This is a genomic window from Kribbella shirazensis, from assembly GCF_011761605.1.
Lineage (GTDB): Bacteria > Actinomycetota > Actinomycetes > Propionibacteriales > Kribbellaceae > Kribbella > Kribbella shirazensis.
Map to the genome: position 1 here is coordinate 5,584,979 of NZ_JAASRO010000001.1, position 21,489 is coordinate 5,606,467.

The following is a 21,489-nucleotide window of genomic DNA, read 5'->3' on the forward strand; positions in this document are numbered from 1 at the left end:
CTCTAGCCCCTCAGATAAGTCAGTACTGCGGACACGCGCCGATCGAGTCCGTCGTCCAGTTGTAGTTTCGCGAAGATGTTGCCGACGTGTTTGCGGACGGCGGCCTCGCTCACCACGAGGTGCTCCGCGATCGACGCGTTCACGCGGCCCTCCGCCATCAGTGCGAGCACCTCCAGTTCACGCGGGGTGAGGGCCGCCAGCGGTCCGTCGTTCCGCCGTCGGGCCAGGAGTTGCCGCACCACCTCCGGGTCGACCACGGTGCCACCGTCCGCGACCCGGTCGAGCGACTCGAGGAACTCGGTGACGTGCCCGACACGGTCCTTCAGCAGGTACCCGATCCCACCGGTCGTTGTCTCCAGCAACGACGAGAGATAGGCGTCGGCGACGTACTGCGACAGCACCAGGATGCCGATCGCGGGCAGCTCTGCCCGGATCGCCGCCGCGGCGCGCAGGCCCTCGTCGCTGTGCCCCGGCGGCATCCGTACGTCGGTGATGACGACGTCCGGCGGGTCCTTGCGGACGACCGCCAGCAACGTGTCCGCGTCGCCCACACTGTCCCGTACCTCGTGCCCAGCTCGATCAAGGATGCTTGCCAGCCCCTCGCGCAGCAACAGCGAGTCCTCTGCCAGCACGATGCTCAATCGCCGAGTTGGCACGGGCACTCCATTCTCAGTCGGGTCGGTCCACCGGGTGGACTGTCGACGTCGAGTGTGCCGCCCAGCGCGTCCAGCCGCGTCACCAGCCCGGTCAAGCCGGTCCCCTCCCCCGGTCGTGCACCGCCGACGCCGTCGTCCTGCACGGTGATGACGAGCCGTTCCCGGTCCACCCAGCCGGACACCTCGCACTTGGTCGCCCGGGCGTGCTTGGCCACGTTCGCGAGCGCCTCGCTCACCACGAAGTACGCCGCGGCCTCGATCGGCGCCGGCAGCCGGGCCACGATCGAGAACTGCAGCGCCACCGGCAACGGCATCCGGTCGGCCACCTCCCGTACGGCGGCCTCCAGCCCGTGATCGACCAGAACGCGTGGATGGATCCCCCGTACGGCGGCCCGCAGATCCGCCAGCGCCGCCTCCGCCTCCGCGTGTGCCTTCACCACCAGCCGCCGGCCCTCGCCCTCGGGCAGATCCAGCTCGGCCAGCCCGAGCGTCATCGTCAGCCCGACCAGCCGCTGCTGTACGCCGTCGTGCAGGTGCCGCTCGATCCGCGCCCGCTCGGTCTCGAACGCGTCGACCAGGTCCAAACGGGATCGACGCAGTTCGGCGAGGTTGCGCTGCAACTCCTCCTGCCGCGGCCCGAGCATCGCCCGGGCGAGTGCGGCCTCGGCACCGGCGATCAACCCGAGCAGGTACGAGCTGACCGCAAAGAACACCGGCCCGAACAGGACCAGGAAGACGAGCCCCTCGCGCGCCGTGTCCAGTGTCCACGGGCCCATGCCCATCTGGTCGCCGTCCGCGATCACCGGCGCCGCGAGGGTCGTCAGCAGCACGGTCGCGCTGATCCCGGCGAACGCAGCGCTGACCGGCCACAGGAAGACACCGAGCACGAAGCTGTAGCCGAGTGCCCGCATCGACGCCTGCTCGCGGCGGCGATACGTCAGCCTCGCCCGCCGGGTGAGTCCTGCAGGCAGTTTCGCGTGCGGGCTGCTGACACCGTCGACCAGCATCAGCCCGGCCCGCCGGCGTTCGATCCATCCGATCCCGGCGCCGAGGAGCGGGAACGCGGTCAGCATCAGGATGCCGATCAGGATCGGGCTGAGCAGTGCGCTCAGTCCCGCGATGCCGATCAGGACGACGATCGACAGGGCACCCATCGGCACGGAGGTGAGGAGGTACGCATAGCTGCGCCACGGCCACGACGAGATGAGGTAGCGCGGCGACGCCAGCGCTCCCCAGACCGTCTTCGGACTCTCCACCAGGCCAACCCTAGGTGGGCGGCGGCCGGTTGGTCGGTAGCGTGCGCGCTACCGCGGCTGTCTCCCTCGGGCCAGCGCTTCGTCGTGGCTTTCGCGATTGCCTGGTTCCATGACCGCTACCGCGCCGACGTACCCCTCCGTCGCTCCGATCGAACCGCCGGCCCTGCTGCTGGACGGCATCACCAAGACGTACCGTTCCAAGGCCGGCGCGGTCGACGCGTTGCGCGGCGTGACGTACCACTTCGCGCGCGGCTCGTTCACCGCGGTGATGGGGCCGTCCGGCTCCGGCAAGTCGACGTTGCTGCAGTGCGCCGCCGGACTCGACCAGCCGACCACCGGGAACGTCGTCCTCAACGGCGTCACCTTGGGCGGCCTCAACGAGGTGCAGCTCACCAAACTGCGCCGGGCCGACATGGGGTTCGTGTTCCAGGCGTACAACCTGCTGCCGTCGCTGACCGTGTACGACAACGTCGCCCTGCCGCTGCGCCTCACCGGCCGGCGTCCGGCGCGCAACGACGTACTGCGGACTCTGGAGCAGGTCGGCCTGCAGGGGAAGGCGAAACGGCGGCCCGCGGAGCTGTCAGGTGGGCAGCAGCAGCGGGTCGCGATCGCGCGAGCATTGATTACCAAGCCATCGGTGTTCTTCGCCGACGAACCGACCGGCGCCCTGGACAGCGGCACCAGCCGGCAGATCCTCGGGCTGTTGCGCGAGGCAACCGACCGCGCCGGGCAGACCGTGGTGATGGTCACCCACGATCCGGTCGCGGCCGCGTACGCCGAACGCGTCCTGTTCCTGTCCGACGGCCTCCTCGCCGGCCACCTCGACCGGGCCACCCCGGCGCAGATCGCCGCCGCGATGAGCGAGCTGGAGCGATGATGTTCCGCATCAGCCGCCAGACCGTCGGGCAGCATCGCTCGCTGTACGCCGGTTCGTTCGTCGCGCTCGCGGCCGGCGTCTTCCTCCTCGGCCTGGCCGCCACTGCGACCGCCGCCACGGTCGCGTACGACGGCCCGACCGGTACTCGGATCTCCGTCACCACACTCGGCGGGGACGGTACTGCGCCACAGCGGGTGAGCGTGCCGTTGTCGGGCGCCGACGTGTCCGGCCTGCAGACCGTGCTGAGCATGGTGGGGACGATCTCCGGGTTCATCACGATCTTCGTCATCGCGAGCACGTTCGCGTTCGCTGTCGCGTCCCGGCGCCAGGAAATCGGGCTGCTCCGGCTCATCGGGGCGACTCCGCGGCAGATCCGCCGCATGATCATGGGCGAGGCGCTGGTCGTCGCGTCCGCCGCATCCCTCACCGGTGCGCTCGCCGCTCACCTCGCCACACCGCTGCTGCTGCGCAAGGCGTCGTACACCGAGCTCGCACCGGTGAAGCTGGAGCCGGCGTCGCCCTGGGTACCGCTCGCGATCGCGGTCGGGGCCGGACTGCTGGTTGCGATGCTCGGAGCCCGGTCCGCGGCCCGGCGAGCGGGGAAGGTCGGGCCGATCGACGCATTGCGGGAAGCCGCGCTGGAGCCGCCGCGGATCGGTCCGGTACGGATCGGGTTCGGGCTGCTGTTCCTGGTCGGTGCGATCGTGATGCTGACGCTGATCCGGCCGTCGACCGGTGAGGGCGCGGCGCCGCTGGCGATGTTCACGCCGATGGTGATGGTGGTCGCACTGACGCTGCTGGCTCCGCTCGTCGTACCGCTGATCGGGAGGCTGTGGGCGGCGCCGCTGGTGGCCTGGACGCAGGTCTCTGGGCGGCTCGCGCGGAGCAACGTGGTCACCGCCCCGCGCCGGAGCGCGTCGCTGGCGGCGCCGATTCTTGCCATCTCAGCTATTGCGGGGTCGATGGTGCTGACGCTGAGCTTCGCGGCTGACAGCGAGGCGGCGAACATCCGTGATGCGGTCCGGGCACCGATCGTGGTCAGCGGCCCGGTACCGCCAGGCGAGCCCGGAGTGCAAGCAGTCGATGCCGGGGTACCGCTCCAGTTGGTGCGCATCGCCGCCGACTACGCAGAACTCGAGGACGTCGAGGGCATCGACCCGGCGATCGCGTCCCGGACCCGGGACCTCACCGTGCTGTCCGGTGCCCTTGGCCGGCTCACCGGTGACACCGTTGCCATCAGCAAAGAAATGTCGGGCTTCGAGGGCTACCACGTCGGCGACGAAATCCCGATGGTCTCCCCGAACGGGACGCCCGTGCGGCTGCGGGTGGTCGCGATCGTCAAGGACGCGTTCGGTGTCAACCCGTCGTTCCTGATCCCACTGGACGTCGCCCGCCGGCACGCACCGGACGCGCAGGTGCAGCGCAGTTTCGTGCTGCCCGCCGACGGAGTGGCACCCGCGGAGCTGGTGAAGCGGCTGCCGGGCGCGCAGCTGGCCGCGGACTGGGAGGCCGACCAGGCCGAGGGGCTGCGGAAGGGGAACCGGTTCGGTCTGATCATCCTGCTCGGCCCGGCCGCGCTCTACAGCGCCATCGCGATCGCGAACACGCTCCTGATGAGCAGTCTGCAGCGTCGGCACGAGTTCGCCACCTCGCGGCTACTCGGCGCGACGCCGGCGCAACTACGCCGGATGGTCCTCTGGGAGTCCTCGCTGGTCGGAGCCGTCGCCCTTAGCCTCGGCACCGTCATCACGATCACTGTCGGCGTGCTCCTGCGCAACGCGTTGACGTCCGGCCTGACCGACGTACCGACAACCATCCCGTGGAGCATCCTGCTAGCCATCGGCGCCCTCTGCCTAACCCTCACGATCGGATCCGCCCTGGCCCCGACCGCCTACCTCCTACGGGTCGTGGAAACCGCGAGAAGACCATAGAAAGGACGCCGCTTCGCCGCGGCAGTCCTTTCGGCCACCTCCGGCGGCGCGCAGACGGCCCGTCCAGGCACAAGGCTGACGGCGAAGCAGCCCGTCCCGTCAAGCTGCCCGGGCCGTCGAAGAACGCCGCTTCGCAGACGGTTGTCTGTTAGGTGACCTCAGCGGCGAAGACTGTCGCTCGGCGGCGCGTCGATGCACGCCGGCTGTTAGCAGTCAGGTGTCCGCGCTGCGGGTTCAGGTCCCTGCGGAGTGCCTGTGGCTTCGCCGGGACCGGTGCGGCATGGGGCCGCGCCCGGCCTGCTGCTCGCGCTGGAGCGTGCTCGCGCACCGCCGGAAGCCGTCGTTCGGTTCGTAGTGCGGAGCGATCCATGTCAGCGCATGTCCGCATCTGCCACGACGCCCGGACCGAGCAGCAACCGGCTCTGAAATGCGGGTATGCCGGTTGCGTTCGCGACATGGAGGTCGGAGAGGGACTGGGCGCCGCGGATGCCTGGGGTCGGACAGGGGCCCTGGCAGCCCGGAGATGTAGCGGCTCTTCGAGCAACGGACGCTACCCGCCCGCGCGCGGTTGGCCCGCTCGCGGCGTTCGGCAGGCGGGGCAGCACCGCGCGGATCAACTGCCCGCTGGTCGCGACCAGGTCGGCGCCGCATGCCGGGTCGTGTTCCGGGCGCCATTCGCCAGATCCAGCCCGGAGTTCACCTGTTTGGTGCATTCCTCCCGCGGCTGGTCCGGATCTCTGGTTTTCTCTTGTGGATAAGGGGAAACGGCTGCAATCCGATTTGATGAACCACGACGGACGAGATAGACTCGAACGCATGTTCGAGCGCGACCTGACCCTGCTGCCGACCCGGGACCTCCTGGAGTCGGCCGTCGAGCTGCGCGCCCTGGCCAACCGGGCCGACGCGCGAATGCTCGAGCATGCTCAGGTCTACGCCGACCGCTTCCATCCATCGGTCTGCGGCGTGCGTCCTGCCCGGCGAACCTGCGACGGCAGAGAGCGTGCGGTACTGCTGGGCGGGGAGGGATGCCCGGAGATCGCCGAGTTCGCAGTGGCAGAGTTCGCGGTCGTGATCGGTGTCTCGCCAGGCGTCGGCCGCGACCTCCTCGGCGACGCACTAGCGCTGCGGCACCGCTTCCCGTTGATCTGGGCGCGCGTCCGCAGCGGAGAGGCGACGCCCTGGAAGGCACGTCAAATTGTCCGGCAGTGCGTGAAGCTGTCGCACGCCGCCGCCGAGTACGTCGACCGCCGGGTCGAGGCCCTGGTCGACACCCTTTCGCCCTACCGGCTCGAAAAGGTCGTCCGCGCCGCGCGCCTGCACGCCGACCCTGCGCTGGCCAAGGACGAGGCCGCCGAAGCCGCCGCCGAACGCGGTGTGTTCGTCGGCCGCGGCGACGCTCACGGCAACAAGACGCTCTACATCAAGGCGGCCGCCGCCGCGGTGAACCGCTGCAACGCGAGGATCACCGCAATCGCCGACGCCCTCAAAATCATCGGCGACACCCGCCCGGTCCAACACCGCCGAGCCGCCGCAATAGACATCCTCGCCGACTCCCGCTTCACCCAGGAACTCCTCGCCCAAGCCCACACAGCCACCAACACCCAGCCACCAACCCCTGCCGATCGCGAACGGACGCAGGACTCCGCGCCCACCTCCGAAACTCAGGCCACACCACACCCGCCCACAGCCCCGGCCGAGCGGTTCAACCCGGATACGCAGGCTGGAATGGGTGCGCAGCGTGGGGTGAACCACCGGGCCGGAATGGATGCGCGGGCTGGACTGGACGGACAGGTTCGGCTGGACGGACAGGTTCGGCTGGATGGGCCGGCTCGACCGGACAGCCGGGCCGGGCTGGATGCGCGGGGTGGGCTGGATCTGCTGGCGCGGCCGGACAGGGGGGCTGGGTTGGATGCGTGCCCTGGGTTGGATTTGCGGTCCGGACTGGGCAGACAGGCGGGAGCTGATGCCGCGGACGGGCAAGACGACGGATCGCACGACGACCGGCGACGCTTCTGTGCCGACGATCTGGTGGAGCCGCCGGGGCCGGCAGAGGATCTGTGGTTGGAAGCCGCAGGGCCGCTCGATCCCGAGCCAATAACCGACCCGTTCGACAGGCGTCCGGCTCCCGACTTGCCGGTCGCGCAGACCGGCGCTGACGACGCCTGCCCAATGGATCCCGCCGCACTACGGGCACTCAACGCCCGACTTGCTCAGATCAAACACGACGCCTACGCCAACCCCCTGTACTGCAACACACCCAATCGCCTCGAAGCCCCTGGGCACACAACCGAACCGTCCTGCTCCCTCGGCCAAGGCGACCTAACGGGTTCACCTAGTCCGACAAATGCACCTGGCCAGGCTGCTTCGGCTGGCCCCGCTGGTCCGGTCAGTCCAGCCGGTCCAGCCGGTCCGGCGGATCCGGCTGGGTCGTCCGAGTCGGCTGGGTCGTCCGGGTTGGCCGGCGCCGCGCGGGCGGGCGGTCGCGGTGCGGGGCGGGTGCGTCCGGGGCAGACTGAGGTGGTTGTGCATCTCACCGACCACACGCTTGCCACCGGCACCGGGGTGCTGCGCGCGGAGACCATCGGTCCGCTGCTCGCGTCGCAGCTGACCGAGCTGATCGGCCACGGCCCGTACACCGTCAAGCCAGTCATCGACCTCAACGACGCCGTCAGCGTTGACGCCTACGAAATCCCGACCCGCATCCGCGACCGCATCAAGCTCATCCATCCGGTGGAACTGTTCCCGTACGGCACCCGCGAAACCACCAACGCCATCGACCTCGACCACATCGAGCCCTACGACCCCCTCGGCCCCACCGGTCAGACCTCCACCAGCAACCTCGCACCCCTCGGACGCTTCGGCCACCGAGTGAAAACCCACGCCCACGGCTGGACCGTGCACCGCATCGACCACAAGACCCTCGAGTGGACAACGCCTCACGGCTTCACCTTCCACGTCGACCCCACCGGCACCCACCGGACAGATCGACGACGCCCTGCCAAGTCTCCGCCGCAACCATCCTGAGCCACGACGAAACCGGGGCGCCCCAGTCGGGCAACGCGCTCGCCGTCACTCACCCCGACCGTCGCCAGCCCTCCCAGCTGGACCACACAGGCCCGAGCCACCGGCCAACCAACGGCCAACCAACTGCCGGCGCAATCCGCGGTCGTCCACCCCACGGCGACGAGCCGCCAGCCGCGACTCCTGTCCAGGCCGTCGCCCTTGCCGCCCGCGAGCGTGTGTCGCCAGCCGCGAACTGCGAGCCGTCCGTGCGGCCTCGGCAGCCAGGTGCGAGGGCCCAGCCGCAAAGGCCCACCCGCCTGCCAACAGCCGCTGACAGCCGCCGGCTGCGAGCTCGCGGCTGTGTGCGTCCGGCCGCAAGATGCCAATCGCGAGCCGACTGCTGGCGTGCCACCGTTAGCCTCCGCCACAGGCTGCGAGCCATCACCGTCCGTGCCGACCGCCTGTCACCTGTCGCCGATGGTTTGCCGCGCACCTTCGCCGCTCGCCGCGAACCGCCTGCCGCCAGCCGTCCGCCGGGAGCCGCCGCCCGCGCAGAGTTCCTTCCCAGCCGCCTGTCTGGTGGCCGCCTCAGCAGAGCGGACTGCCAGGCGGTCACGGCGCACGCACGCTGCGGGTTCACCGTTCCCGGTGGTGTGCCTGCAGCTTCGCCGGAAGCGGGTTCGGTGTAGAGCAGCTCGCGCGCCGCCGCAGGCGGCCAAAAGTCAGCCGCCGCGAAGCGGTGTCCTTGGGACCCACCTCCTCCCCTCATCACTGTCGGTGGGCGGCGGTAGGGTCCGGTCTGGTTCCGGCCGGGTACATTCTGCGGGTCGTGAGCCGGGAAACGACCGTTCACCAGGGAGAATAGGGACAGCGCCGGACCGTCGCGGCGCCGTACCGCTTGATCGAGGAGTTCGTAGACCCGTATGGCACGCCGTACCAGCACCGCCGAACCCGAGGACTTCGAGGAGCACATCCTCGACATCGACGTCTCCGACGAGATGCGCACCAGCTACCTGGAGTACGCCTACTCGGTGATCTACTCCCGGGCGCTGCCGGACGCGCGGGACGGGCTGAAGCCGGTCCAGCGGCGGATCCTGTTCTCGATGGCGGAGAACAACATCCGCCCCGACCGCGGCCACGTGAAGTCGGCCCGTGTCGTCGGTGAGGTCATGGGTAAGTACCACCCGCACGGCGATGGCGCGATCTACGACGCCCTGGTGCGCACCGCCCAGCCCTGGTCGATGCGCGTCCCGCTGATCGACGGCCACGGCAACTTCGGCAGCCTGGACGACGGCCCGGCGGCGATGCGGTACACCGAGTGCCGGATGGCGCCGCCGGCGATGGCGATGACGACCGGGCTGGACGAGAACGTCGTCGACTTCAAGCCGAACTACGACGGCCAGGAGACCGAGCCGTACGTCCTGCCGGCCGCCTTCCCGAACCTGCTGGTCAACGGCGCCGCCGGGATCGCCGTCGGTATGGCCACCAACATGGCCCCGCACAACCTGGTCGAGGTGATCCAGGCGCTGCGGCACCTGATCAAGACGCCGAGCGCCGACATCGACGACCTGATGCGGTTCATCCCCGGGCCGGACCTGCCGACCGGCGGCAAGATCGTCGGCCTGGAAGGCATCAAGGACGCCTACACCACCGGCCGCGGCAGCTTCAAGATGCGCGCCACCGCCCGGATCGAGAACGTCACCCCGCGCCGCAAGGGCATCGTGGTCACCGAGTTGCCGTACTCGGTCGGCCCGGAGAAGGTGATCGAGAAGATCAAGACCCTGGTGCAGAGCAAGAAGCTCCAGGGCATCGCGGACATCAAGGACCTCACCGACCGGACTCACGGCACCCAGCTGGTGATCGAGGTCAAGAACGGGTTCGTCCCCGAGGCGCTGCTCGAGCAGCTGTACAAGCTGACGCCACTCGAGGACGCGTTCCACGTCAACAACGTCTGCCTGGTCGAGGGCCAGCCGCGCACGCTCGGCCTGAAGGAGCTCCTCGAGGTCTACCTCGACCACCGGTACGACGTGACGCGCCGGCGCAGCGAGTTCCGCCGGACCAAGGCCCAGGACCGGCTGCACATCGTCGAGGGCCTGCTGATCGCGATCCTGGACATCGACGAGGTCATCCAGGTCATCCGCAGCAGTGACGATTCCGCCGAGGCGCGGTCCCGGCTGATCGAGATCTACGACCTGTCCGAGATCCAGGCGAACTACATCCTGGACATGCCGCTGCGCCGGCTGACGAAGTACTCCAAGCTCGAGCTGGAGACCGAGAAGGGCGAGCTGGAGCGCGAGATCGAGGCGCTGACCGCGATCATCGAGGACCCGAAGCTGCTCCGGAAGACGGTCTCCGACGAGCTCGCCGAGGTCGCCAAGACGTACGGGACGCCGCGGCGGACCGTACTGCTGGAGTCGTCCGGCGCGACCAAGACCGCCGCCGTACCGCTCGAGGTCAGCGACGACCCGTGCTGGATCCTGATGAGCTCGACCGGCCTGCTGGCGCGGACGAACGGTGTGGAGCCGTTCGGTCCGAGCGAGTCGCGCGCCAAGCACGACGCGATCGTGTCCGCGGTGAAGAGCACCGCCCGCGGGCAGTACGGGCTGATCACCAGCGCCGGCCGCCTGATCCGGCTCGAGTCGCTCGACCTTCCCGCCGTACCGACGACCGCGAACGCGCCGAACCTGCAGGGTGGCGCGCCGATTGCGGAGTTCGTGTCGCTGGACCCGGGTGAGAAGGCGCTCGCGTTGACCACGATGGATCCGGACTCGGTCGGTGTCGCCCTCGGTACGACGGGCGGCGTGGTGAAGCGCGTCGTACCGGATCACCTGAGCAACCGCGACTCCTGGGAGATCATCCGGCTCAACGACGGTGACGAGGTCATCGGCGCGGTCGAGCTGACGACGGGTGAGGAGGAGCTGTGCTTCATCACGTCCGACGCGCAGCTGCTGCACTTCCCGGCGTCTGCCGTCCGTCCGCAGGGCCGGACCGCGGGTGGTATGGCCGGCGTACGGCTCGCCGCGAAGGCCACCGTGGTGTTCTTCGGTGCTGTGGACACCGGCCGGGAAGCCCAGGTCGTGACGATCGCGGGCTCGGCCTCGGCGCTGCCCGGGACCGAGGTGGGCGCGGTGAAGGTGACCCCGTTCAGTGAGTACCCGGGCAAGGGCCGCGGGACCGGCGGGGTCCGTTGCCAGCGACTGCTCAAGGGCGAGGACGGGCTCCTGCTCGGGTACGTCGGCATCGCGCCGGTGAAGGCGGCCGCGAGCAGTGGGGCGCCGGTCGAGCTGCCACCTGTCGACATGCGGCGCGACGGTTCCGGCGTACCGGTGGCGCAACCCATCGCCGCGTGCGCTCCTGATCTGGCAGGCTGACAACGTGAAGAGAGTGCTCGCGCTGTGCGCGGTCGTCGTCCTCGCGGTCGTGGGCTGCACCGACAAGGACGACAAGAAGGGATCCGGCGGCGGAGGTTCCGGTTCGGACCCGGTCGCGCTGCTGACGAGCGCCAAGAAGACGATCGACGAGGCCGCCAGCGTGCACATCGTGCTGACCGGCCGCGACTTGCCGGACACCGCGCAGACGCTGGCCGCCGGTGACGGCGTCGCGACGCACGCGCCCGCCTTCAAGGGCAAGCTGACCGTGCGGTCCGGCGGCTCGCCGATCGAGGCCGAGGTGGTCGCGGTCGGCAGCAAGGTCTACGCGAAGGTCTCGTTCGCGCCGAGCTTCATCGAGCTCACACCGGCCCAGCTGGCGGGCCTCGGAGCGCCGGACCCCGCGCTCCTGCTCGACCCCGCCAAGGGCCTCACCTCGGTGCTGCCGACCGTCAAGGACCCCAAGGTGAAGGGCGAGACGCGCGAGGGCGCGAAGGTGCTCACCGAGATCACCGGAGCGGTTCAGGGCAAGTCGCTGCAGGGCATCTTCCCGAAGGCGCCGGCCGACCAGGACTTCCCGAGCACGTTCAAGATCGACAAGAGCAACTCGCAGCTGGTCTCGGCGACCATCACCGGGCCGTTCTACGCCGGGGCCACCAGCAGCTACGACGTCACCCTGGACAAGTACGGCGAGAAGGTCGAGATCACCAAGCCGTGACCGACGCTGCCGGCACTCCTCAGGCTCAGCCGGCCAAGGACGACCGGTCCGACGCCGGCCGCGCGGCGAGGATCCGCCTCACACTGGCCGCGATCGCCGTCGCGTTCGCGGCCGCGGACACCTACGTCGTCGTCCTCGCGCTGCCGGACATGATGGCCGGGGTCGGGCTGTCGGCGGACGAGCTGCAGCGCGCGGCGCCGATCATCTCCGGCTTCCTGCTCGGGTACATCGCTGTCCTGCCGCTGATCGGGCGGATCGCGGACGTCGTCGGGCGGACGCCGGTGCTCGTCGGTGCGCTGCTCCTGTTCGCGGTCGGGTCCCTGATCACGGCGGGTGCGTATGACCTGTCGCTGGTGGTAACCGGTCGGTTTCTTCAGGGTGTCGGTGGCGGTGGGCTTGTCCCGGCGACGCTGGCGCTGGTCGCGGACCTGTGGCCGGCTGAACGACGCGGGATGCCGTTGGGCGTGGTCGGAGCGGTGCAGGAGCTGGGCTCGGTGCTCGGTCCGCTACTCGGTGCCGCCGTACTCGCCGTCGCCGACTGGCGGTACATCTTCTGGCTGAATCTGGTGGTTGCCGTCGTACTCGCGCTGCTCCTGCGCGGCCGTTGGCGCCCACGGCTGTCCGGAGCTGTCGGCGTACTCGCATGTCTTGCCCTGGGGCTGACGCTGACCGCGCCGGAACGGCTCGCGTCCGGCGTGACGCTCGGCCTGCCGTTCGTGCCATTCACCGGTACGTCGCGGCTGCTCACCCCGATCGGGCTGGCGACACTCGTCCTCGCGGTGATCTGGCTCGGTCTGGTGCTGTGGCGGGCGCATGGTCACCTGGCGAGGGTGCTGTCACAGGTCGACCTCGTCGGTGCACTGCTGCTCGCGCTCGCCTTGGCCGGAGTGGTGCTGGCGTTCGCGACGGCCGACCCCGAGCGGGAACTGATGTCGCCCGCCGGGCCGTGGCTGCTGATCGGGGCCGCGGTCTTCGCGGTCGGGTTCGCCGTGTGGCAGCGTCGTACGGCAGCCGCGATCGTGCCTCGTGGCTTGCTAGGTGCACGTCCGGCGTGGGGTTCGCTGGTGGTCAGTTTTCTGATCGGTTGTGCACTGATCGCCGCCTTGGTCGACGTACCGGTGTTCGCGCGGACCACGCAGGGCGGTGGGCAGTTGGCGGCCGCTCTGGTGCTGCTGCGGTTCCTGATCGCGCTGCCGATCGGTGCGGTGGTCGGCGGGTGGCTGACGCGGCGTCATGGGCTCGGGTTGATCACCGGTGCCGGGCTGGCGCTCTCGGGCGCGATGTTCGTGCTGATGGCGTTCTGGAGCCGTACGGCGCTCGATCACTGGCCCGCGACCGTCGTACTGCTCGTCTGCGGTTTCGGGTTCGGCCTGGCGTTGTCGCCGCTCAACACCGCCATGCTCGGCGCGACGCCGGCCGACAGCCACGGCCTGGTCAGCGCGCTCGTGGTGGTCGCCCGGATGGTCGGCATGCTCGTCGGGGTCTCGGCGCTCACCGCGATCGGTCTCCGCCGGTACTACGCGATTGCCGACGGCATCAAATCTCCCAACGAACTCTGCCCGTCCTCCCCCACCAACTGCCGCCCGTTCCTCGACGCGCTCCTGGACGCGGCCGTTTCACAAGTTCACGCGATCTTCGCCGGGGCCGCGATCTGCGCCTTCCTGGCCGCCGTGCTGAGCGTGCTGCTGCTCGGGCGGCGTGGCGCAGCGCACACATGATGATCATCATGAGGGACAGCCGTCTCAGGTCGCGTAACGTGATCCTGTGCGCCCTGCCACGAACGCCGCTGACACGGCCTCTGCTGCCACGCCGGCCGGGACTCCCGTGCCCGTCGGCCGGCCGGGGCTGTGCTCGACGTTCTGCCGGGAGCTGAGGGAGCCGCTGCCCGGCACCGCGGTGGTCGCGGCCGGCTGGGTCGTCGTCGAACAGCCCGGGCCGTGGGGCGCAAAGGCCCCGACACAGAGTCATCTCGACCCGAGGTTCGGCGGGCCGTTCGACGACAAGTGCAAGAAGTCCGACGTCCGGTTCGGGCTGATCCGCTCCCCCGGGCGGCACGCGGACACCGTCGAGCGGTCGCACCAGGTCTTCGTCGCCTCGACGAGACCCGGCCGGAGCTGGCTGCTCGGCGGACGCGTCGCGGACCCGTCGGCGCTCGACGGCCTCGACCTCGACGCGGTCGCTCGCGGTGACCGTACGGCGGTACTGGCGTCACTGCCCGCACTGGCGCCGGTCGACGACCCGATCGTGCTGGTCTGTACGAACGGGAAGCGCGACGGCTGCTGCGCCGTCCTCGGCCGGCCGTTGGTGTCCGGGCTCGCCGAGCGGGCACCGGGCCGGGTCTGGGAGGCCAATCATCTCGGCGGGCACCGCTTCGCGCCGACCGCGACGTACCTGCCGGCCGGGACCATGCACGGGCATCTCACCGTCGACACGGCAGTCGAGGTGCTCGCCGCCGCGGATCGTGGTGAGACGGTGCTGACCGGGCTGCGCGGCCGGTCGACGTGGACCAAGCGCGGGCAGGCGGCCGAGGTCGCCGTACGGGAGCTCATCGGCGAGCTCTCCCTGGATGCGTTGCGTGTCGTCGGCGAAGACGCCGACATCGTGACGGTCCAGCATGTCGACGGCAGGTCGTGGATCGTGCCGGTCACCAGTGCGCCCGCCGACCCACCCCGTCCGGATTCGTGTGGAAAGGAACCGTTCGCGATGTCGATTTTGCAAGCCGGAACTCCAGTGTCAGGTGCGGTCCGATGAGCGGCGGGTTCGACGATCTGCTCGCTGCCAACGCGGAGTACGCCGCCGACTTCCACTACGGTGGGTTCGACGGGATCGCCCATGCCGGGATCGGCCTGGTCACCTGCATGGACTCCCGGATCCCGCCGCTCGAGATGCTCGGCCTCAAGCCCGGGGACGCGAAGGTCCTGCGCTCGGCCGGTGGCCGCGTCACCGAGATCACGCTGACCGGGCTGGTGCTCGGCGTCCAGTTGCTCGGCGTCCGGCGGATCATGATCATCCCGCACACCCGGTGCGCGATGGCGGCGATGTCCGAGGACGAGCTGCGCGCCAAGGTCGAGGTGGCCGCCGGGAAACCGGCCGGCTACCTGCCGATCAACGTGATCCCCGACCAACTCGAGGCCCTCCGCCGCGACGTCGCCGCGGTCCGCGAACACCCACTGATCGGCGACGAGATCCTCGTCGGCGGCTTCATGTACGACGTCGACACCGGCCGCCTCACCCAGGTCGACTGACCCTGCCGCGGAGCGGGCTCGGAAGTCGTCCGTCCCAGAGGTCAGGTCGCACGGAAGGTGACTTTGCCGGTGTCGAGTTCGTAGTAGGCGGCGGTGAGTTTGAGTTTGCCGGACTTCACCAGCGGGCCGATGACGGGTGACTGGCGAAGTTTGGTGAGGATCAGGCCGGTGTTGGCGTGGATGGCGTTCGTGAGCGGGTCGCCGGGCTTGCCTTCGATCTGCTGGACTGCCGGCGCGAGGGTGTCGACCAGGTAGGCGAGGTCGCCGGGGTGCGAGGTCCGATGGTTCAGTGCCTTCATCGTCGCGTCCAAGGCTCCACAGCGCTGGTGGCCCAGAACCACCAGGAGCGGCGTGTGGAGCTCGGCGATCCCGAACTCGATGCTGCCGATCACGGATTGATCCAGCGCACCGCCGGCACTCCGTACGACGACCAGGTCGCCGAGCCCCTGGTCAAAGACGAGCTCGATCGGGACGCGGGAGTCGACGCAGCCGAGCACTGTCGCGAACGGGTGCTGGCCTTTGCTGACAGTGATCCGGCGGGCGATCCCCTCGTCCAGATCCTGCTCCTGCGCGGCGACGAACCTCACGTTACCGGCCCGGAGCCGCTCCAGCGCCTCGTTGCCATTGGCAACCGGTGGCGCGGTGGGCTGCGCTGTTCCAGCGGGCTGGGCCGTTCCGGCGGTTGGCTGTGTGGGTTGTTGCGCGCCGCAGCCGGTCGCGCCGGTGACGGCGCCGGCCAGGGCCGCGGTCAGGATGCGGCGACGGGACGGGTGCCTCATACGGACCTCCTCACGACCGGACCCCTCGACCGTAGCAGATTGCATACAGTCTGCAGTACCCGCAGATCTGAGGATCTCTCGGCTCGTGGTGGGAAATCTGATAGACACCACGTATGAGACTCCGCCCCAGCTCATTCCACCGTTCCTTGGTCGCAGGCGCCCTGGCGCTCACCGCGGTCCTGTCCGGTACACCCGTCGCCCACGCAGTTACCGATACCGCCTCCGCCTTCCGCGGCGGCGCGGTCACCGGCTGCCTGGACCAGTCGGTCGTCGGCACCGTCGAGGAGCAGCGCCTGACCAGGGGCATCAACGGTAGCCCGTCGGTGCCGGCCGAGATCCTCCGCCGCTCCGGTTTCGATCGCCAGGTCGAGATGTTCACTCAACTGCTCTGCCGCGTCCCGAACCGGGATGCAGCGGCACGGCTCGCCCGTGCCCAGGGTGAGCTGCTCTGGCGGACCGCGACCCATCGCGCCCAGCAGGCGCCGGGCGACTCCGACGCGTTGCCCGCCACCGATGACCGCGGCCTGTACTGGGCGCGCATCTCCATGGCGCTCGCCCTACGCCAATGGCAACCAGTCTTCGGCCTCGGTACGACGGAACGCGCGGCCCTGATCCGCTCGTTCGAGTACGCGTCGCGCGGCATCACCAGCACGCGCTTCGCTCCCGGCGTGCGCAAGATCCTCGTCACCGGCTTCGACCCGTTCACACTGGACGCGGACATCCGCATCGGCAACCCGTCCGGCGCGACCGCTCTCACCCTCGACGGCCGGCGCTGGACCGTGAACGGTACGAAGTACGAGATCCAGACCGTGGTGTTCCCGGTCCGGTACACCGACTTCGACGAGCGCATGGTCGAGGACGCGCTGGCGCCGCACTACCGCCCGGGGCCCCAGCACGCAGACCTCGTCATGACGGCAAGCCAGGGCCGGGCCGGCATCTTCGATCTCGAGGTCTTCAACGGCCGGCGCCGCTCGGTCAGCTCGATCGGCGACAACAACAACCTCTGGGGCGGCGGCACGATCAGTGCGCCGGTCGTCTCCCCCGGTATGCCGCCCGGCCCGGAGTGGCTGACGTCCAGCCTCCCGCTGGCGCGGATGGCGCAGACGGACGTGGCGCCGTTCCGGACCCGGGTGAACACGTCGGTACTGGAGATCCCCGCGGGCGAGACCGTGCCGGTACGACGCCCGGACGGGCCGACTGCCGGCTCGATCGCGTCGGAAGGAGCCGGCGGCGGGTACCTGTCGAACGAAGTTGCCTACCGCAACACTCTGCAGCGCGACCTGCTCGACCCGTCGATGCCGGCCGGTCATCTGCACGTCCCGGTGCTGTCCTTCGGCCTGACCAACAAGACAACGATCACCGACCCGACCTACGAGGCGAACCGGGACGCGATCGTCGCCGGGGCCCACGCGATGCTCCGGTCGGCACTCGCATAATCAGAATTCTGATCATGCGAGCACTATTCTGATCAGCATTTGCACCCAGGAAATGTCCCTCTTCGACATTGACCCCTCGGGGGCTCGAGCATCTGACGCAGGAAGTGACTACTAAAGTGATCACCGTCTTGCCGTCGGTGATCAGAACTGTGTTCCTGAAGGCGTTGAGTGGTCAGCTCCGGCGGAGCACGCAGAACTCGTTGCCCTCCGGGTCGGCCAGGACCTTCCACGCGGAGTCGCCCTGGCCCACGTCGGCGGGCGTCGCGCCGAGGGTCTGCAGGCGAGCCACCTCTGCGGCCTGATCGTCACCGCGGTACGGCAGCACGTCGAGGTGGACGCGGTTCCAGACGAGCTGGGTCGCGGGCGTGCGGACGAACTCGAGGTACGGCCCGACCCGAAGCGGGCCATCGCCCGCGGGTCCGCGCAGTCGACGACCACCGCGGCGATCGGGCCCGTGTCACGGTAGATCTCCCGAGGCTCCAGGACGCGGAACACGTTCCCTTCCGGATCGGCCAGCACGGTCCACGGCCCGTCGCCCTGGCCCGCATCCGTCGCACCGAGCTCCTTCAGGCGTGCGACCAACTCCGCATGGTGCGCCACGGAACTGGAGGCGAGCTCGAGGTGCGCGCGATACTTCACCGTCTCGGGGTCCGGGACGCGGACGACATCCACACAGAGCGCGCTCGGGTCCGGCCCGTCGAAACCGACCGGCGCGACGTTGGACACACCAGGTCCCTCGCTGGACAGGCCCCAACCGAGCGCCTCTGCCCAGAACCGCCCCAGCGCCGATTCGTCCCGAGCCTTGAAATTGACCTGCACAAGCTGCAACCCCATACCGCCCACCCTATTTCGGCTCAGCTCGACAGGATCAGCGGGAAAGCCTTCAGAACCGAGTCGACGTGATGCTCGGCTACCGGTGTGGGGAGTTGGTGATGATGGCCGACTCTGATGGTTCGCAGACCGGCGTTGAGGCCACCCGCGACGTCGTACGACGGGTGGTCGCCGACCATCCAGCCGTCGCTGAGCGTGGCACCGGTGTGCTCGGCGGCGAGCTCGAAGATGCGACGGTCGGGTTTGCGGACGCCGGCCGCCTCGGAGATGCAGCAGTAGTCGACGGCTGCCGCGATCCCCGTGTGCTCGAGCTTGGCGGTCTGCTGTACGACGTTCCCGTTCGTCACGACCGCCACCCGCCACCCCGCCGTACTCAACGAAGCCAGCCCGTCGAGCACCGGCTGCTCCACCCACGTGAACGGCGGGTGCTCCCGGTCGTACGCCGCGACCAGTTCGTCGACCGAAGCCGTCAGACCGAACGCCTCCCGCAGTCCCGCGAACAACTGCGGCCGCGGCGTGAACCCACCGTTGTCATGGGCAACCAACCACGCGGTCGCGTCCTCCCCCAGCCCGGCCCGGTCGGCGAACCACCGGGCCCAGGCCAGGAACGCGCCGTCGCGATCGATCAGCGTGTTGTCGAGGTCGAAGCAGGCCAGCCGAGCCGTCATACGTCGATGCGGTTCTCGTCCAGCTCGTAGGCGCCCTGGACCAGGAACTCCTTACGCGGAGCGACGTCGTTGCCCATCAGGAGGTCGAAGACCTGCGCGGCGGCCTCGGCGTCGTCGACCGTGATCCGGCGAAGGGTGCGGTGCCGCGGGTCCATGGTGGTTTCGGCCAGCTGATCGGCGTCCATCTCACCGAGACCCTTGTAGCGCTGCGGGGGCTCCTTCCAGCGGACGCCCTTCTTCATCAGCTCGGCCGTCTTCCGCTGGTACTCCGCGTCGCTGTAGGTGTACAGGTACTTGTCCTGCCCCTTCTTCGGGTTCGTCAGCTCGAAGCGGTGCAGCGGCGGTACGGCGGTGTAGACCCGGCCGGCCTCCACCAGCGGCCGCATGTACCGGAAGAACAGCGTCGCGAGCAGACAGCGGATGTGCGCGCCGTCGGAGTCCGCGTCGGCCATGAAGATGATCTTGCCGTAGCGGGCCTGCTCGAGATCGAACGTCCGCCCGGAGCCGGCTCCCACCACCTGGATGATCGAGGCGCACTCGGCGTTCTTCAGCATGTCGCCGACCGACGCCTTCTGCACGTTCAGGATCTTGCCCCGGATCGGCAGCAGCGCCTGGAACTCCGAGCTGCGCGCGAGCTTCGCCGTACCCAGCGCCGAATCACCCTCGACGATGAACAGCTCCGACCGGTCGACATCGTTGCTCCGGCAGTCCGCGAGCTTCGCCGGCAGCGCCGACGACTCCAGCGCGGTCTTGCGCCGCTGCAGCTCGCGGTGCTGACGCGCGGCCACCCGCGTCCGGGACGCGGCGACGACCTTCTCCATCAGGGCGCGCGCCTGCGCCTTGTGTTCGCGTTTGGTCGAGGTCAGGAACGACTCGAGCTCGGACTGCACGACCTTCGCCACGATCCGCGACGCCGCCGGCGTACCGAGCACTTCCTTCGTCTGCCCGTCGAACTGCGGCTCGGCCAGCCGCACCGTCACGACCGCGGTCAGGCCCTCCAGTACGTCGTCCTTGATGACTTCCTCGCCGCTCTTCAGCAGCCGCGTGCCGTCCAGCGCGTTCGCGAAGCTCTTCGACAGCGCCCGCTCGAACCCGTTCACATGCGTGCCGCCCTTGGGCGTGGCGACGATGTTCACGAACGAGCGCAGCTCGGTCTCGTAGCCGTCGCCCCAGCGCACCGCGACGTCGACGTCCAGGTCGCGCTCGACGTCGGTCGGCGTCATGTGGCCGGCGTCGTCGAGCATCGGCACGGTCTCGGTGAAGTGACCGGTCCCGGTCAGCCGGACGACGTCCGTGACCTTCTGGTCGGTGGCCAGGAACTCGCAGAACTCGCTGATCCCGCCGTCGTGCTTGAAGTGCTCCTCGGTGACCTCGTCGCCGCGCTCGTCGCGGATCACCAGCTCGAGCCCCGGCACCAGGAACGACGTCTGCCGCGCCCGGGTGACCAGCTCGTCGTAGTTGAAGGCCGCGTCCTTGGTGAAGATCTGCCGATCCGCCCAGTACCGGATGCGGGTCCCGGTGACGCCCTTCTTCGCCCGGCCGGCCTTGCGCAGGCCCTTCGCCGGGGCGAACGACGCGTTCGCGCCCTCACCGTCGAACTCACCGGCCACGCCGCGCCGGAACGAGGTCGTCCAGATCGTGCCGCCGCGGTCCACCTCGACGTCCAGCCGCGCGGACAGCGCGTTCACCACCGAGGCGCCGACACCGTGGAGACCGCCGGAGGCGTTGTACGACCCGCCGCCGAACTTGCCGCCGGCGTGCAGCTTGGTGAAGACCACCTCGACACCGCTGAGCTTGGTCTTCGGCTCGATGTCGACGGGGATGCCGCGGGCGCGGTCCCGCACCTCGACCGAGCCGTCCTTGTGGAGCACCACGTCGATGCGCTCACCGTGCCCGGCCAGCGCCTCGTCGACGGCGTTGTCGATGATCTCCCACAGGCAGTGCATCAGACCGCGGCTGTCGGTGGACCCGATGTACATACCAGGCCGCTTGCGGACCGCCTCGAGACCTTCGAGGACGAGCAGATGGCGGGCGTTGTACGCCGGGTCGATCTCGGTACTGCGAGGCGTCGGGGCGGCCACAGGGCTCCTTCACTGGTTCACGCATTTACTCCGGACAGCCTATGCGGCCGCACCCCCAAAACATCGCAGGCATGCCTTGCGGCGTTAGACGGCGGGGTACCGGAGATGGGTGTTTCGGCAGATATCGATCCGGACTCGATTCGGAGTGGTGTACGACACTCCGAATCCGAGCAGACGGTGACGGATTCATGGCGCACAGTGAGAGGAGGAGTAGTCCGCCTCCGTGGCTCACCGGAAAACCGCCCGACGAGAAACCATTCCGCGTCAGCAAACGTCATACGAAGACAGGTGGTTCGTCTCACATACGGACACGTTGTCCCCACCGGGAAGCGATCCGCATGTCAGGATGTTGCTATCTGGTGAGTACGGAACTAGATGAGATGAGGCCTCAATGACTACAGCACTCGCCCCGAGTTCGGCGTTGTCTGCCGCGGATCGTTGTGACCGCTGCGGTGCGCAGGCCTACGTCCGAGTCACCCTGACCAGCGGTGGGGAGTTGCTCTTCTGCGCCCACCACGGCCGAGAGCACTCGGAGAAGCTGCGCGACATCGCGATCACGATCCACGACGAGACCGGTCGGCTCGAAGCCACCCCCACTGTCTCCGCAGACGAAGATCGGTGACCCTCAGGCTGTTCTAAA

16 protein-coding genes and 1 pseudogene are annotated in these 21,489 nt (G+C 69.3%); 10 read left to right on the forward strand and 7 right to left on the reverse strand.

Translation table 11 applies throughout. From position 1 onward, the window contains the following. Positions 1–2: 2 nt before the first annotated feature. Both BJY22_RS26985 and BJY22_RS26990 read right to left on the reverse strand, forming a co-directional pair. Positions 3–656, reverse strand: a complete 654-nt coding sequence (locus tag BJY22_RS26985; RefSeq protein ID WP_167211865.1) for a LuxR C-terminal-related transcriptional regulator — start codon at positions 654–656, stop codon at positions 3–5. After that, positions 638–1,912 (reverse strand): sensor domain-containing protein, encoded by a 1,275-nt coding sequence (locus BJY22_RS26990; RefSeq protein WP_167211868.1) that lies wholly within the window; start codon positions 1,910–1,912, stop codon positions 638–640. Before BJY22_RS26990 ends, BJY22_RS26985 begins: the two co-directional genes overlap by 19 nt. Before the next feature lie 109 nt (positions 1,913–2,021). On the opposite strand from BJY22_RS26990, the gene BJY22_RS26995 reads away from it, so the two are divergent. From BJY22_RS26995 to BJY22_RS27030, 8 genes are all read left to right on the forward strand, one after another. Continuing rightward, complete coding sequence (locus tag BJY22_RS26995; protein WP_167211871.1) at positions 2,022–2,789, forward strand: ABC transporter ATP-binding protein; 768 nt, start codon at positions 2,022–2,024, stop codon at positions 2,787–2,789. After that, on the forward strand, positions 2,786–4,720 hold the full coding sequence (locus tag BJY22_RS27000) for an FtsX-like permease family protein (protein WP_238350469.1): 1,935 nt from the start codon (positions 2,786–2,788) through the stop codon (positions 4,718–4,720). Before BJY22_RS26995 ends, BJY22_RS27000 begins: the two co-directional genes overlap by 4 nt. An 816-nt stretch (positions 4,721–5,536) precedes the next feature. Beyond that, positions 5,537–7,744: a hypothetical protein gene (locus tag BJY22_RS27005; protein ID WP_167211874.1), complete on the forward strand. Its 2,208-nt coding sequence runs from the start codon at positions 5,537–5,539 to the stop codon at positions 7,742–7,744. Positions 7,745–8,646: 902 nt separating this feature from the next. Further along, positions 8,647–11,094 carry a DNA gyrase/topoisomerase IV subunit A gene (locus BJY22_RS27010; RefSeq protein ID WP_167211877.1) on the forward strand — a complete coding sequence of 816 codons (2,448 nt, stop codon included), beginning with the start codon at positions 8,647–8,649 and terminating at the stop codon, positions 11,092–11,094. A 4-nt stretch (positions 11,095–11,098) separates the two neighbouring features. After that, on the forward strand, positions 11,099–11,809 hold the full coding sequence (locus BJY22_RS27015) for an LppX_LprAFG lipoprotein (protein WP_167211880.1): 711 nt from the start codon (positions 11,099–11,101) through the stop codon (positions 11,807–11,809). Continuing rightward, the gene (locus BJY22_RS43110; protein ID WP_337759179.1) at positions 11,806–13,527 is read left to right on the forward strand and encodes an MFS transporter; all 1,722 of its coding nucleotides are present in this window, start codon (positions 11,806–11,808) and stop codon (positions 13,525–13,527) included. Before BJY22_RS27015 ends, BJY22_RS43110 begins: the two co-directional genes overlap by 4 nt. Positions 13,528–13,573: 46 nt before the next feature. Beyond that, positions 13,574–14,560 carry a sucrase ferredoxin gene (locus BJY22_RS27025; protein ID WP_337759180.1) on the forward strand — a complete coding sequence of 329 codons (987 nt, stop codon included), beginning with the start codon at positions 13,574–13,576 and terminating at the stop codon, positions 14,558–14,560. Continuing rightward, entirely contained in the window at positions 14,557–15,054 is a 498-nt protein-coding gene (locus tag BJY22_RS27030; protein ID WP_167211883.1) for a beta-class carbonic anhydrase, read from the forward strand. The genes BJY22_RS27025 and BJY22_RS27030 overlap by 4 nt, the downstream gene beginning before the upstream one ends. Before the next feature lie 41 nt (positions 15,055–15,095). On the opposite strand, the gene BJY22_RS27035 is transcribed toward BJY22_RS27030, so the two are convergent. Beyond that, the gene (locus tag BJY22_RS27035) at positions 15,096–15,833 is read right to left on the reverse strand and encodes a carbonic anhydrase (RefSeq protein ID WP_167211886.1); all 738 of its coding nucleotides are present in this window, start codon (positions 15,831–15,833) and stop codon (positions 15,096–15,098) included. Between the two features lie 113 nt (positions 15,834–15,946). On the opposite strand from BJY22_RS27035, the gene BJY22_RS27040 reads away from it, so the two are divergent. Further along, positions 15,947–17,269, forward strand: coding sequence for a pyroglutamyl-peptidase I (locus BJY22_RS27040; RefSeq protein WP_167211889.1), 1,323 nt, complete (start codon positions 15,947–15,949; stop codon positions 17,267–17,269). Between the two features lie 172 nt (positions 17,270–17,441). Here BJY22_RS27040 and BJY22_RS41170 read toward each other — a convergent pair whose 3' ends face one another. The 4 genes and pseudogenes from BJY22_RS41170 to BJY22_RS27055 all read right to left on the reverse strand — a co-directional run bounded on the left by BJY22_RS41170 (position 17,442) and on the right by BJY22_RS27055 (position 20,849). After that, positions 17,442–17,696: a VOC family protein gene (locus tag BJY22_RS41170; RefSeq protein WP_202892272.1), complete on the reverse strand. Its 255-nt coding sequence runs from the start codon at positions 17,694–17,696 to the stop codon at positions 17,442–17,444. 65 nt (positions 17,697–17,761) lie between these two features. After that, positions 17,762–18,103: pseudogene (locus BJY22_RS41175) on the reverse strand (VOC family protein); the annotation flags it as partial. A 20-nt stretch (positions 18,104–18,123) separates the two neighbouring features. After that, positions 18,124–18,768: an HAD family hydrolase gene (locus tag BJY22_RS27050; RefSeq protein WP_167211892.1), complete on the reverse strand. Its 645-nt coding sequence runs from the start codon at positions 18,766–18,768 to the stop codon at positions 18,124–18,126. Further along, the gene (locus tag BJY22_RS27055) at positions 18,765–20,849 is read right to left on the reverse strand and encodes a DNA gyrase subunit B (protein ID WP_167211895.1); all 2,085 of its coding nucleotides are present in this window, start codon (positions 20,847–20,849) and stop codon (positions 18,765–18,767) included. The genes BJY22_RS27050 and BJY22_RS27055 overlap by 4 nt, the downstream gene beginning before the upstream one ends. Positions 20,850–21,240: 391 nt before the next feature. Here BJY22_RS27055 and BJY22_RS27060 point away from each other — a divergent pair, with 391 nt between their 5' ends. Next, positions 21,241–21,471, forward strand: a complete 231-nt coding sequence (locus BJY22_RS27060; protein ID WP_167211898.1) for a DUF7455 domain-containing protein — start codon at positions 21,241–21,243, stop codon at positions 21,469–21,471. The last annotated feature ends 18 nt before the right edge of the window (positions 21,472–21,489 follow it).

Bases quoted from the DNA above. Each gene is read 5' to 3' on its own strand.
- BJY22_RS27050 (WP_167211892.1), bottom strand. From the start codon at position 18,768: ATGACGGCTCGGCTGGCCTGCTTCGACCTCGACAACACGCTGATCGAT.
- BJY22_RS27060 (WP_167211898.1), top strand. From the start codon at position 21,241: ATGACTACAGCACTCGCCCCGAGTTCGGCGTTGTCTGCCGCGGATCGT.
- BJY22_RS27010 (WP_167211877.1), top strand. From the start codon at position 8,647: ATGGCACGCCGTACCAGCACCGCCGAACCCGAGGACTTCGAGGAGCAC.
- BJY22_RS27040 (WP_167211889.1), top strand. From the start codon at position 15,947: ATGAGACTCCGCCCCAGCTCATTCCACCGTTCCTTGGTCGCAGGCGCC.
- BJY22_RS27000 (WP_238350469.1), top strand. From the start codon at position 2,786: ATGATGTTCCGCATCAGCCGCCAGACCGTCGGGCAGCATCGCTCGCTG.
- BJY22_RS27030 (WP_167211883.1), top strand. From the start codon at position 14,557: ATGAGCGGCGGGTTCGACGATCTGCTCGCTGCCAACGCGGAGTACGCC.
- BJY22_RS27005 (WP_167211874.1), top strand. From the start codon at position 5,537: ATGTTCGAGCGCGACCTGACCCTGCTGCCGACCCGGGACCTCCTGGAG.
- BJY22_RS26995 (WP_167211871.1), top strand. From the start codon at position 2,022: ATGACCGCTACCGCGCCGACGTACCCCTCCGTCGCTCCGATCGAACCG.
- BJY22_RS27035 (WP_167211886.1), bottom strand. From the start codon at position 15,833: ATGAGGCACCCGTCCCGTCGCCGCATCCTGACCGCGGCCCTGGCCGGC.